Here is an 11,998-nt window from a genome sequence, read left to right as displayed (position 1 = left end):
TTCATCCCTGGGTCTTCTGGATAGCTTCGCGAAGCACCTGGCGGTCGTCGAAGGGACGGACCACTCCGGCGATGTCCTGGCCCTGTTCGTGGCCCTTGCCCGCGACCAGCACGGTGTCCCCGGGCTGCGCGCGGTCGACGGCGGCGGCGATCGCGGCGGCCCGCTCCTCGAAGAGGAGCACCTCGCCGCGCTCGTGCGCGGGCACCGAGGCCGCGCCCTCGAGCATGGTGGCGAGGATCGCCAGGGGATCCTCGGAGCGGGGGTTGTCGGAGGTCAGCACGGCGACGTCGGCGAGCCGGGCCGCGGCGGCGCCCATCGGCGCGCGCTTGGTCTGGTCGCGGTCCCCGCCGCAGCCGAGCACGATGTGCAGCCGGCCCTTGGTGACCTTGCGCAGCGCCTTGAGGACCGACTCGACGGCGTCCGTCTTGTGCGCGTAGTCGACGACCGCGAGGTACGGCTGGCCGACGTCGACGCGCTCCAGCCGGCCCGGTACGCCCGGAACGGCGGCGATGCCGTCGGCGGCGGACTGCGGGTCGAGGCCCGCGGCGGCCAGGGCGACCACCGCGGCCAGCGTGTTGGCGACGTTGAACGGGCCCGGCAGCGGCGACCTGGCGGCGATCCGCCGGCCCTCGGGGCCGACCACGGTGAAGGTGGAGTCGACCGGGCCGACCTGGACGTCCTCCGCGCGCCAGTCGGCGTCGGGGTGGCCCTCGGCGGAGAAGGTGACGACCGGGACCGTGGCCTCCCCGGCCAGCCGGCGACCGTACTCGTCGTCGAAGTTGACCACGCCGAGCCTGCTGCGCTCCGGCGTGAACAGCTGCGCCTTGGCCCGGAAGTAGTCCTCCATGTCGGAGTGGAACTCCATGTGTTCCGGGCTGAGGTTGGTGAAGACACCGATGTCGAAGACGCAGCCGTCGACGCGGCCGAGCACGAGGGCGTGGCTGGAGACCTCCATGGCGACCGCCTCGACCCCGCGCTCGCGCATGACCGCGAACAGGGCCTGGAGGTCGGTGGCCTCGGGGGTGGTGCGCTCGGACTTGATGCGCTCCCCGCCGATGCGCATCTCGACGGTGCCGATCAGTCCGGTGGACTTCACGGTCTTCAGGCCGCCCTCGACGAGGTAGGCGGTGGTGGTCTTGCCGGAGGTGCCGGTGATGCCGATCTGGAGCAGATCGCGGCCGGGCTTGCCGTAGATCGTGGCCGCCAGCTCGCCCATGCGACCGCGCGGGTCGTCCACGGCCAGGACCGGCAGGCCGGTGGCGGCGGCGCGCTCGCTGCCGGACGGGTCGGTGAGCACGGCGACCGCGCCCAGGCTCGCCGCCTGGGTGACGAAGTCGGCGCCGTGCGTGCGGGCGCCGGGCAGGGCTGCGTACAGGTCGCCGGGGCGCACGGCGCGCGAGTCGTGGGTGATGCCCGTGACCTCGGCGGCGCCGTCCGGAGCGGTGACCCCCAGCTGATCGGCGAGCTCCGCGAGGGGTGCGGCGGAGACCTGAACCGGTCGCGGCGGTCCCGGATATGTCACGGAAGCGCCCTTCTGGGTGGTTTGGGACTGATCAGCGTGTGGCACGGCGGTGAGCGTACCGGGAGTACCCGCCGTGGAGCTAAAAAGGGGATCGCGCGCAGCGCCGTCCGGCGCGGACGAGGGCCGGTGCGACGGGCGGTTCCCGGGGCCGGGAGTGATCGTTGTCACGGGCTGGTTCCTGGTCGTTCTGTTCCGGTCACGGCTTGAAGTCGACGGGCAGGTTCGCGGCCTGCGCACCGGTCGGCGGCACCTGGAGCGTCTTCAACGCGAACTCCATGACCTCCTTGTAGATCGGGCCGCAGATCTGGCCGCCGAAGTAGCTGCCCTTGGTGGCGTTCTGGATCGCGCAGTAGACGGTGACGCGGGGGTTGTCGGCGGGCGCGAACCCGGCGAAGGAGGAGGTGTAGCCACGGTATCTGCCGGTGTCCGGATCCACACGGTTGGCCGTGCCGGTCTTGCCCGCCACGCGGTAGCCGGGGATGCGCGCCTTGGCACCGGTGCCCTGCTCGTCGTCGACCACGGACTCCAGCATGTGCGCGAGCGTCTTCGCCGTCTTCGCGCTCACGACCCGCGTGCTCTCCGGCTTGTCGGCCGGTGCGAAGCGGCCGTCGGCCCCCTTGGTCCCGCGCACCAGCGTCGGCTGCACGCGCACTCCGCCGTTGGCGATCGTGGAGTAGACGGAGGCCGCCTGCACGGCGTTGATGGAGAAGCCCTGGCCGAAAGGAATCGTGTACTGCTGCGAGGTGGACCACTTGTCGGGGGGTGCGAGGATGCCCCGGGTCTCGCCGGGGAAGCCGAGTCCGGTCGGCTCGCCGATGCCGAACTTGCGCAGGTAGGAGTAGAGGACCTTGTTGGCCTCCGGCTGGGTCTTGCCGAGCTGGCCGGTGGCCAGGATGGTGCCGATGTTGCTGGACTTGGCGAGCACGCCGTTCAGCGTGAGGTACCAGGTGTCGTGGTCGACGTCGTCCTGGAAGAGCCGGTCGCCGCGGTGCAGCCGGTTGGGCACGACGACGTGGGTGAGCGGCGTCGCCGCGTTCTCCTCCAATACGGCGGCCATGGACATGACCTTGGCGGTGGAGCCGGGCTCGTAGGCGTCCTGGACGGCGGCGTTGCCCAGCGCGGCCGGGTCGGCGTGGGACAGGTCGCCCGGGTCGAAGCCCGGGGAGTTGGCCATGGCGAGGATCTCGCCGGTGCGGGTGTCCTGCACGATGACGTAGCCGCGGTCCGCCCCGGACTTCGCCACCTGCTCGGTGATGGCGTTCTGGGCGGCCCACTGGATGTCGCGGTCGATGGTGAGCTCGGTGTCGGAGCCGGGCACCGCGCGCGTCTCGGTGGAGCCCGCGGTGGGCACCTCGCGGCCGCCGGACTGGGCGTAGCGGATCTTGCCGGGCTTGCCGGCCAGCTGCTCGTTCAGCTGTTGCTCGATGCCGCCCCCGCCCTTGCCGTCGGCGTTGACCCAGCCCAGTATCCCGGCGGCGAGGCCGCTGTTGGGGTAGACCCGCTTGCTGCTGGGGTCGGAGAAGACGCCGGCGAGCACGTTGACGGTGGTCTTGTCCTTCTGGGCCTTCTTCGCCAGGGCCGTCTTCAGGTCCTTGATCTGCTTCCAGACCTGCGGGGTCTCGCGCCGGGCGAGCAGCACGTAGCGGGTGTTCGGCGTGCGGAGCTTCGCGGTGAGGGCCGCCTGGTCCTGGCCGAGGATCGGGGCGAGCAGAGCGGCCGCCTGCTCGGGGCCGTCGCCGATGTGCAGCTGGTCGCGGCTGAACATGGTGGGGTCGGCGGTGATGTCGTCGGCGTCCACGCTGGTCGCCAGGTCGACGCCGTTGCGGTCGGTGATGCGGCCCCGCTCGGCGGCCAGGGTGTGCACCACGTACCGGTTCTCCTCGGCCTTGGCGGCGTACGCGCTCGCGTCGACGGCCTGTACCTGCAACAGCCGTGCGGCGAAGACGAGCAGCACCAGGGTCAGCGCGAGGGCGACCAGCCGCAACCGGGGGCGGGGGCTGCCGAGCCGGATGCGCGCGGCCTGGGGCCGGGCCGGGGCCGGGCGGCGGGCCGGCCGGGCCCCGGGGCCGGGCCGCTGCCGCGCGGCCGGACGCGCCTGCCTGGCGGGTCCGGGCACCCGGCGACGCGGCGGTTCCCTGTCGGACACGTCCGTCACCTGCCGAAAGTCGAGATCGAAGCGAACCGGAACACAGCGACGCCGACCGGGGCGCCGCCGGAAACCGAGCACGACCGCACCCCCGGCCCAGCAGACCCGGACAGGCCAGACACCCGGCGACGCGGAGGTTCCCTGTCGAGCACGTCAGCCCGGGACAGCCCGGGGACCGGACGGCGCGGTGGTTCGCGGTCGGACACGCCCGCCAACCTGCCAAGAGTCCAGGTCGGATCGCACCTGGACACAGCGACGCCGACCGGGGCGCCGGCCACGACACCCCCGGAAACCGAGCACGACCGCACCCCCGGCCCAGCAGACCCGGACAGGCCAGGCGCCCGGCGACGCGGTGGTTCCCTGTCGAGCACGTCAGCCCGGGACAGCCCGGGGACCGGACGGCGCGGTGGTTCGCGGTCGGACACGTCCGTCACCTGCCGGGGGTCGGGGTCGGGGCGGGTGAAGGTGCGGCCGGGAGGGCCGGGGTGATGTTCTCCGTGGTCGGGGCGGGGCCCTGGGCGGGTGGCGGTGCCAGGTCCGCGGTTGCCGGGGCGGTGCCGTCCGTGGCGGACGGCGAGGGGGCGAGCGCCTCGGGCGGCAGGAGCGAGAGCGGCGTCTCCTGCGCGGGGGGCGGCGCGGTGGCGGCCGAGGGAACGCCCTTGACGGTCCCGTCGGCTCCCAGGAAGGCCGGGTCGCCGCCGGGCACCATGCCCAGTTGCCGGGCGCGGCGCTGGAGGGCGTCCGGGGCGGAGTAGAAGTCGATGTCCCGCTGGAGGGCCTGCTCCTCGTCGGTGAGGTTCTTGGCGTCCTTCTGGAGTGCCTCCCGCTGGAACGCGCCTTCGCTCAGGGCGGAGTTCAGCAGCAGCAGCCCGATGAGGCCGCCGCCGAGCAGGAGCACGACGAGGAGGACGAACGGGGTGCGGGCGGCCTGGCCCCGGCCGGCCGGGAAGAGCCGGGCGAGCCGGGCGGCACGGCCCCTCAGCTCGGGTTTCCTGCTCACTGGTCCCCCTGCCTCACTCGGCGTCCTCCCTGACGCGCTCGGCGCCGCGCAGCCGCGCCGGCGCCGCCCGCCGGTTCTCGGCGATCTCTTCCTCGGTCGGAAGTTCGGCACCGCGGGTGAGCAGCTTGAGCCGGGGCTGGTAGCGCTCGGGCACGACCGGAAGCCCGGGGGGCGCACTCGACGCGGCACCGGCCGCGAACACCTGCTTGACCAGGCGGTCCTCGAGGGAGTGGTACGACAGCACGGCGATCCGCCCGCCGACCTCCAGCGCCTTCACCGCGGCCGGGATCGCCCGCTCCAGCACGGCGAGCTCGCCGTTGACCTCGATCCGCAGCGCCTGGAAGGTGCGCTTGGCCGGATTGCCGCCGGTGCGCTTGGCGGCCTGCGGCAGCGCGTCGCGGATCAGCTCCACCAGCCGGGCGCTGTTGGTGAACGGCTCCTTGTCGCGCTCGCGCACGACGGCGGCCACGATCCGCTTGGCCTGCTTCTCCTCGCCGTACGCCCGCAGGATGCGGACCAGCTCGCCGGGCGGGTAGGTGTTGAGGACCTCGGCGGCGCTCATCCCGGTGCTCTGGTCCATGCGCATGTCCAGGGGGGCGTCCTGGGCGTAGGCGAAGCCGCGGTCGGCCTCGTCGAGCTGCATCGAGGACACCCCGAGGTCGAACAGGACGCCCCGCACGCGCGGGACGCCCAGCCGGTCGAGCACGTCGGGCAGCTCGTCGTAGACGGCGTGCACCAGGGTGGCCCGGTCGCCGAAGGGCGCCAGGCGCTCGCCGGACAGGCGCAGGGCCTCCTTGTCGCGGTCGAGGGCCACCAGCCGTGCCTCGGGGAAGCGGGTGAGCAGCGCCTCGCTGTGTCCGCCGAGGCCGAGGGTGCAGTCGACGACCACCGCTCCCGGCCGCTCCAGGGCGGGCGCCAGCAGATCCAGGCACCGCTGGAGCATCACGGGGACGTGTCGGCTGTCGCTCAAGGAGCCCTCTCAGTCCGGCGCGTCCCGCACGCACCGCCGGGTCCCCGACCGCTCAGGAAAGAAAAGGGCCTGCCGGCGCCGGAAGCGTCAGCCGACCGGAAGCGGGAGGAGGCCGAGCCGTACGTACGCGCCGCGCACGTGGGGAGACCGCCGGCGCGTAGGCCGGGGCCTGTCGGGAATGCAGTCCAGCAGGAAGAGCCACGCCTCCCGCTTCGCGTCACTTTAGTGCACCCTGTCTTGCGGTCAATCAACCGGCCTGCGCGTCGCCCGACGGAGTAGCGGCCGCACGGCAAGAGCGAAATTCACTCGTACGGGTGTGGGTACACCCTACGTGTGGGGTGCCTCACAACAAGCCATGACGGGGTTCTTTGTACCGTCTCACAACAGGACCCGGGCCCGGGCGCCCACTAACGTCATGGGTATGACGACTTCTGCATCAGTTCCCGCCGGGTCCGAGGGCGCCATAGACCGGCGTGGCACCGTCACCGACCGTCTCGCGGAGGCCAACCAGCAGTACGCCGCCGCGTTCACCGATCCGGGGATGGACGCCCGGCCCGTACTGAGGGTCGCCGTCGTGGCCTGCATGGACGCCCGTCTCGACCTGCACGCCGCGCTCGGCCTGGAACTCGGCGACTGCCACACCATCCGCAACGCGGGCGGTGTGGTCACCGACGACGTCATCCGCTCGCTCACCATCAGCCAGCGGGCCCTGGGCACCCGCAGCGTCGTGCTGATCCACCACACCAACTGCGGCCTGGAGTCCATCACCGAGGAGTTCCGGCACGAGCTGGAGATGGAGGTCGGGCAGCGTCCGGCCTGGGCCGTGGAGGCCTTCCGGGACGTCGACCAGGACGTGCGGCAGTCGATGCAGCGCGTGCGCACCTCGCCGTTCCTGGTGCACACCGACGACGTGCGCGGTTTCGTCTTCGACGTCAGGACGGGCCGGCTGCGCGAGATCGACCCCGCCTGACCACCGCACGCGCGCCGGGAGTCCGGTGCGCGGCATGCCTCCGTCACCAGCGAAAGCCGCAAGACCCGACATATCGCGGCCAGTTGTCCACAGGCGAGTGACACGAATCGGTAACGGCGGCAAGAATGCGGGGGTGGCCTCACGCGGAACGTTTCACGCGTGGTGCCTGATTCGGGGTGGGCCGGTCCGCACAGCGGAGCGTCGGCCTGGAAAGTTGGGGTATCCCCCGCTCGCCGACGAGCGTGGGGGAGGGCCGAGGAGGGCCGCCGGGTGACGACCTATGACGATCGAGCGAGCCATGGGGGTGCCCCCGCTCGAGCGGAGCCGAGAGTGGGGGGCGATCTGACCGCCACGGTGGAGCGGGTCCGCCGTTCGGTGGAAGAAGTGATCGAGGGCAAGCCCGAGGTCGTACGGCTTTCGCTGACCGTGCTGCTCGCCGAGGGGCATCTTCTGATCGAGGACGTTCCCGGGGTGGGCAAGACGATGCTCGCCAAGGCGCTGGCGCGGTCCATCGACTGTTCGGTGCGGCGTATCCAGTTCACGCCCGACCTGCTGCCGTCGGACATCACGGGCGTGTCCATCTGGGACCAGCAGCGCCGGGACTTCGAGTTCAAGCCGGGCGCCATCTTCGCGCAGATCGTGATCGGCGACGAGATCAACCGGGCCTCGCCCAAGACCCAGTCGGCGCTGCTGGAGTCCCTGGAGGAGCGGCAGGTCACCATCGACGGGCAGACCTACGAACTGCCCTCGCCGTTCATGGTGGTGGCCACCCAGAACCCGGTCGAGATGGAGGGCACCTATCCGCTGCCCGAGGCTCAGCGCGACCGCTTCATGGCCCGGGTGTCCATCGGCTACCCGAGCCCGGACGCCGAGTTGCAGATGCTGGACGTGCACGGCGGGGTGAGCCCGCTGGACGACCTCCAGCCGGTGGCGCACGCGCACGAGATCGTGAAACTGATCGAGGCCGTGCGCGGGGTGCACGTCGCCGAGACGGTGCGGCGATACGCGGTGGACCTGGTCTCCGCCACCCGCACCCATCCCGACCTCAGACTCGGCGCCTCGCCGCGCGCGACGCTGCACCTGCTGCGCGCGGCGAAGGCGTCCGCCGCGCTGAGCGGCCGGGATTACGCGCTGCCGGACGATCTGCAGGCGCTGGCCGTGGCCGTCCTGGCCCACCGGCTGCTGCCCACCGCCCAGGCCCAGCTCAACCGCCGCACCGCCGAGCAGGTCGTCCAGGAGATCCTCCAGCGCACCCCGGTGCCCGCGGCGCCCCAGCAGTCCGGCGGCTTCGGCCTGGGCCGCGGCGCGCTCGCGTACGGCCAGCAGCCGCCGCGGAGCCTGTGATGTCCGACGCGGGGACGGCGCACGCGGACGACGACCGCAGGGAGCGGGGCGGCGTCCGCACCGCGCTGGCCGGTCTGACCACCCGCGGGCGCTCCTTCCTGGCCGCCGGAATCGCCGCCGCGATCTGCGCCTACGTCCTCGGCCAGAGCGACCTGCTGCGGGTCGGGCTGCTGCTGGCGGCGCTGCCGCTGGTGTGCGCCACGGTGCTCTTCCGCACGCGCTACCGGGTCGCCGGCAGCCGCCGACTCTCCCCCGCGCGCGTGCCCGCCGGCAGCGAGGCCCGGGTGCATCTGCGGATGGACAACGTCTCACGGCTGCCCACCGGCCTGCTGATGCTCCAGGACCGGGTGCCGTACGTGCTCGGACCGCGGCCGCGTTTCGTGCTCGACCGGGTCGAGCCGGGCGGCCGCCGTGAGGTGTCCTACCGGGTCCGCTCCGACCTGCGCGGACGGTATCCGCTGGGCCCGCTGCAACTGCGGCTGACCGACCCCTTCGGGATGTGCGAACTGACCCGTTCCTTCTCGGCCCACGACACCCTGACCGTGATCCCTCGGGTGGAGCCGCTGTCGCCGGTGCGCCTGAGCGGGGAGGCCAAGGGGTACGGCGACGGGCGGCAGCGCTCACTGGCACTGGCCGGCGAGGACGACGTCATCCCGCGCGGGTACCGCTACGGCGACGATCTGCGCCGTGTGCACTGGCGGTCCACCGCGCGCTACGGCGAGCTGATGGTGCGCCGCGAGGAGCAGCCGCAGCGCGCCCGCTGCACGGTGCTCCTCGACACCCGGACGCTCGCCTACCGGGGCGCGGGCCCCGACTCGGCCTTCGAGTGGGCCGTGTCCGGCGCCGCGTCGGTCCTGGTGCACATGCTGGAGCGGGGCTTCTCGGTACGGCTGCTGACCGACACCGGCAACTCCGTGCCCGGCGAGGGCGGCGACGGGTTCGCGGGCGCCAGCCAGGAGTCGGCGGACGCGGCCGGACTGATGATGGACACCCTCGCCGTGATCGACCACTCCGACGGGGCGGGCCTGTCCCGCGCCTACGACGTGCTGCGCGGCGGCAACGAGGGACTGCTGGTGGCCTTCCTCGGCGACCTCGACGAGGCGCAGGCCGGGGTCGCGGCCAAGATGCGGCAGCGCAGCGGCGGCGCGGTCGCCTTCGTCCTGGACAGCGAGACCTGGGTCAGGGAACCGGGCGACGTACCGGGACCCGCGTCCCAGACCGACGACCGCCTCCGGCTGCTGCGCGACGCGGGCTGGACCGCCGTGCCGGTGCCCCGGGGCGCCGGGCTGGACGACCTGTGGCGCCGCGCGGACCAGGAGCGCACCAGCGCGGGCGCGGCCGGCGGGACGGGGCCGGGCGGGGGATGGGCATGATCGACGTGACGGACCGGGCAACCCCGAACCAGTGCCAGAACCAGCACGACGCACCCACGAGCGGCAGCCGCGCGATGACCATGAACGACGTGACGGACCGGGCAACCCCGAACCAGTGCCAGAACCAGCACGACGCACCCACGAGCGGCACCGGCGTCGGGGAGGGGTGGGTATGAGCGGGCGGACGCGGTTGACGCTGTGTGCGGCGGCGGCGACGTTGGCGGCGTCGTGCGCGCTGCTGCCGCTGGTCTCCCCCGCCTCGTGGATCCTCCAGGCCGTCCTGATGCTGGCGGTGCAGTCGGGGGTCGGCGCGGTGGCCCGACGGGTGCCGCTCGCGCGACCGCTGACCGTGGCGGCACAGGCCCTGGCCACGCTGATGCTGCTCACTCTGGTCTTCGCCCGGGGGCAGGCCTTCGCCGGGCTGTTCCCGGGCCCGGAGGCCTTCCGGCACCTGGCCGAACTGCTGCGGGAGGGCGCGGACGACGTCGGGCGGTACGCCATCCCGGCGCCGCAGACCGACGGCATCCGCCTGATGCTCGTCGGCGGCGTCCTGGTGATCGGGCTGATCGTTGACACGCTCGCGGTGACCTTCCGCAGCGCGGCCCCGGCGGGCCTGCCGCTGCTCGCCGTGTACTCCGTGGCCGCGGGCCTGTCCGACGGCGGCACCGGCTGGTGGTGGTTCCTGATCGCGGCCGCCGGCTACCTGATACTGCTGCTGGCCGAGGGCCGGGACCGGCTCTCGCAGTGGGGGCGGGTGTTCTCCGGGGCACCGCGCGCGGGGGGCGGCGAGCAGGGCGGCGCGACCGCTCCGGTGCGCACCGGGCGCCGGATCGGCGCCCTCGCCCTCGGCATCGCCCTGGTGGTGCCGCTCGCCCTGCCGGCGATGCAGGGCGGGCTGCTCGGCGCCACCGGAGCCGGGGTCGGCTCGGGCAGCGGCAACGGCGGCACGATCTCCGCGGTGAACCCGCTGGTGTCGCTGCGCGACAGCCTGAACGTCGACGAGGACCGCACGGTCATCACGCTGCGCACGGACACGTCCGACACCTCGAACCTGTACCTGCGGATCGTGTCCCTGGACGACTTCGACGGCACCACCTGGAAGCCGTCCCAGCGGCACATCGTCGGCGTGCCCGACCCGCTGCCCGCCCCACTGGGCCTGGACGGCGGCGTCAAGCGCACGGAGATCACCACGACGATCTCGGCGGCGGACTGGTACGTCCAGGACTGGCTGCCGATGCCGTACCCGCCGAGCGGCGTGCGGATCAAGGGCAGTTGGCGCTACGAGCCCGTGGGCATGACCCTCGTCGGCGACCACAAGCAGACCACGCGCGGGCTGACCTACGAGGTGAAGAGCCTTCAGGTGCGGCCGACCGTCGAGCAGCTCGCCACGGCGCCGGAACCGTCGGCGGCACTGGAGCGCGAGTACACCAAAGTGCCCAAGTCGCTGCCGGCGGACGTCGCGAGCACCGCCCGCCGGGTCACCGAGGGCGCGACGAACCACTACGAGCAGGCGGTCGAGCTCCAGGACTGGTTCACCCTCGACGGCGGCTTCCAGTACGACACGCAGGTCGAGGCGGGCAGCGGACCGCAGGCCATCTCGCGGTTCCTGAAGGACAAGCGCGGCTTCTGCGTGCACTACTCCTTCGCGATGGCCGCCATGGCCCGCACCCTGGGCATACCGGCCCGGGTCGCGGTGGGCTTCGCGCCCGGCACCGCGCAGAGCGACGGAACCGTGGCGGTGGGCCTGAAGGACGCGCACGCCTGGCCCGAGCTGTACTTCGAGGGCGTCGGCTGGACCCGCTTCGAGCCGACCCCGACGCGCGGCTCGGTGCCGGCGTACACCCAGTCGGACACTCCGGGCACCAGCCTGCCGGAGCAGACGGCGCCGTCCCAGGACGCGAGCACGGCGCCCTCCGCCACGACGTCGGCGAACCAGAGCTGCCCGCCGGAGCTGCGGCGGCTCCAGGAGTGCGGCGGCCCCTCCGCGCAGGCCGTGCAGCTCCAGGGCGACGGCGGCCCGAGGTGGTACGCCGTCCTGGGGTGGACGCTGGGCGGCCTGCTGGTCCTCGCCCTGCCGCTGTCGCCGCTGCTGTGGCGCCGGCGGATGCGTGCCGTGCGGCTGGGCGCGCACGGGCGCGGCGAGGCGGACGCGGGGCCGCACATCCTGGCGGTCTGGCAGGAACTGGGCGACACCGCCTGGGACTTCGGGATCCTGCCGGACGAGTCGCAGACCCCGCGCAAGGCGGCCGCCCGGATCATCCGCCTCGGGCACCTCGACGAGGTGGCCGCCGCCTCGGCGCACCGGCTGGCGGACGCGGTGGAGCAGGTCCTCTACGCGCCGCGCCCGCGTCCGGTGGCGGGGCTCGCCGAGGACGTCCGGCGGGTCGCCGGTGGCCTGCGGGACACGTCGTCCCGGCGCACCAGGCTGCGGGCCGCGCTCGCCCCGCGCTCCATGGTGCGCGTGGTCTGGGCGGCGTCGGCCCGGTGGAACGCGCTCGGGTCCCGTGTCAGTGCCCGTGTCGCCGCCGCCCGGACGACGCTGCGCCGGCCGTCGGAGCAGCAGGACTCGGGGGACGGGGCCGAGGCCTCCGGCTGAGGGGCCCTGCCGAGGTCTCCGGCCGGGGCTCCGGCCGGCTGGGGTCCCGGCTGAGGCGCCCGGCGCCCGTGGCGGCT

General features: G+C 73.4%; 9 protein-coding genes. 5 read left to right on the top strand and 4 right to left on the bottom strand.

Annotated features, from left to right (window positions below; genetic code table 11):
* Nucleotide 1 precedes the first annotated feature (1 nt).
* From ACFY3J_RS02855 to rsmH, 4 genes are all read right to left on the bottom strand, one after another.
* Nucleotides 2-1,690: a UDP-N-acetylmuramoyl-L-alanyl-D-glutamate--2,6-diaminopimelate ligase gene (locus ACFY3J_RS02855; protein ID WP_390840017.1), complete on the bottom strand. Its 1,689-nt coding sequence runs from the start codon at nucleotides 1,688-1,690 to the stop codon at nucleotides 2-4.
* 28 nt (nucleotides 1,691-1,718) lie between these two features.
* The gene (locus ACFY3J_RS02850) at nucleotides 1,719-3,668 is read right to left on the bottom strand and encodes a peptidoglycan D,D-transpeptidase FtsI family protein (protein WP_384180222.1); all 1,950 of its coding nucleotides are present in this window, start codon (nucleotides 3,666-3,668) and stop codon (nucleotides 1,719-1,721) included.
* 430 nt (nucleotides 3,669-4,098) lie between these two features.
* The gene (locus ACFY3J_RS02845) at nucleotides 4,099-4,668 is read right to left on the bottom strand and encodes a septum formation initiator family protein (RefSeq protein ID WP_390840016.1); all 570 of its coding nucleotides are present in this window, start codon (nucleotides 4,666-4,668) and stop codon (nucleotides 4,099-4,101) included.
* Nucleotides 4,669-4,681: 13 nt separating this feature from the next.
* Nucleotides 4,682-5,638 (bottom strand): 16S rRNA (cytosine(1402)-N(4))-methyltransferase RsmH, encoded by a 957-nt coding sequence (gene rsmH, locus ACFY3J_RS02840; protein WP_384180219.1) that lies wholly within the window; start codon nucleotides 5,636-5,638, stop codon nucleotides 4,682-4,684.
* A 421-nt stretch (nucleotides 5,639-6,059) separates the two neighbouring features.
* Between rsmH and ACFY3J_RS02835 the strand changes: the two genes are divergently transcribed.
* The 5 genes from ACFY3J_RS02835 (at nucleotide 6,060) to ACFY3J_RS02815 (ending at nucleotide 11,921) form a co-directional block, all read left to right on the top strand.
* A complete protein-coding gene (locus ACFY3J_RS02835; RefSeq protein ID WP_384180217.1) occupies nucleotides 6,060-6,608 on the top strand; it encodes a beta-class carbonic anhydrase in 549 nt (182 codons plus the stop codon).
* A gap of 270 nt (nucleotides 6,609-6,878) precedes the next feature.
* The gene (locus tag ACFY3J_RS02830; RefSeq protein WP_384180215.1) at nucleotides 6,879-7,952 is read left to right on the top strand and encodes an AAA family ATPase; all 1,074 of its coding nucleotides are present in this window, start codon (nucleotides 6,879-6,881) and stop codon (nucleotides 7,950-7,952) included.
* Nucleotides 7,952-9,325 (top strand): DUF58 domain-containing protein, encoded by a 1,374-nt coding sequence (locus tag ACFY3J_RS02825; protein WP_384180213.1) that lies wholly within the window; start codon nucleotides 7,952-7,954, stop codon nucleotides 9,323-9,325. The genes ACFY3J_RS02830 and ACFY3J_RS02825 overlap by 1 nt, the downstream gene beginning before the upstream one ends.
* Nucleotides 9,322-9,501 (top strand): hypothetical protein, encoded by a 180-nt coding sequence (locus ACFY3J_RS02820; RefSeq protein WP_390840012.1) that lies wholly within the window; start codon nucleotides 9,322-9,324, stop codon nucleotides 9,499-9,501. The genes ACFY3J_RS02825 and ACFY3J_RS02820 overlap by 4 nt, the downstream gene beginning before the upstream one ends.
* Complete coding sequence (locus ACFY3J_RS02815; RefSeq protein WP_384180211.1) at nucleotides 9,498-11,921, top strand: DUF3488 and DUF4129 domain-containing transglutaminase family protein; 2,424 nt, start codon at nucleotides 9,498-9,500, stop codon at nucleotides 11,919-11,921. Before ACFY3J_RS02820 ends, ACFY3J_RS02815 begins: the two co-directional genes overlap by 4 nt.
* Nucleotides 11,922-11,998: the final 77 nt, after the last annotated feature.

The organism is Streptomyces sp. NPDC001231, assembly GCF_042896885.1.
Lineage (GTDB): Bacteria > Actinomycetota > Actinomycetes > Streptomycetales > Streptomycetaceae > Streptomyces.
The sequence above is the reverse complement of the archived record's forward strand: the minus strand, read 5'-3'. Positions and strand labels throughout refer to the sequence as shown.

What these genes read in the sequence shown, in the direction of transcription:
- ACFY3J_RS02815 (WP_384180211.1), top strand. Translation starts at nt 9,498, where the DNA reads ATGAGCGGGCGGACGCGGTTGACGCTGTGTGCGGCGGCGGCGACGTTG.
- ACFY3J_RS02835 (WP_384180217.1), top strand. Translation starts at nt 6,060, where the DNA reads ATGACGACTTCTGCATCAGTTCCCGCCGGGTCCGAGGGCGCCATAGAC.
- ACFY3J_RS02820 (WP_390840012.1), top strand. Translation starts at nt 9,322, where the DNA reads ATGATCGACGTGACGGACCGGGCAACCCCGAACCAGTGCCAGAACCAG.
- ACFY3J_RS02825 (WP_384180213.1), top strand. Translation starts at nt 7,952, where the DNA reads ATGTCCGACGCGGGGACGGCGCACGCGGACGACGACCGCAGGGAGCGG.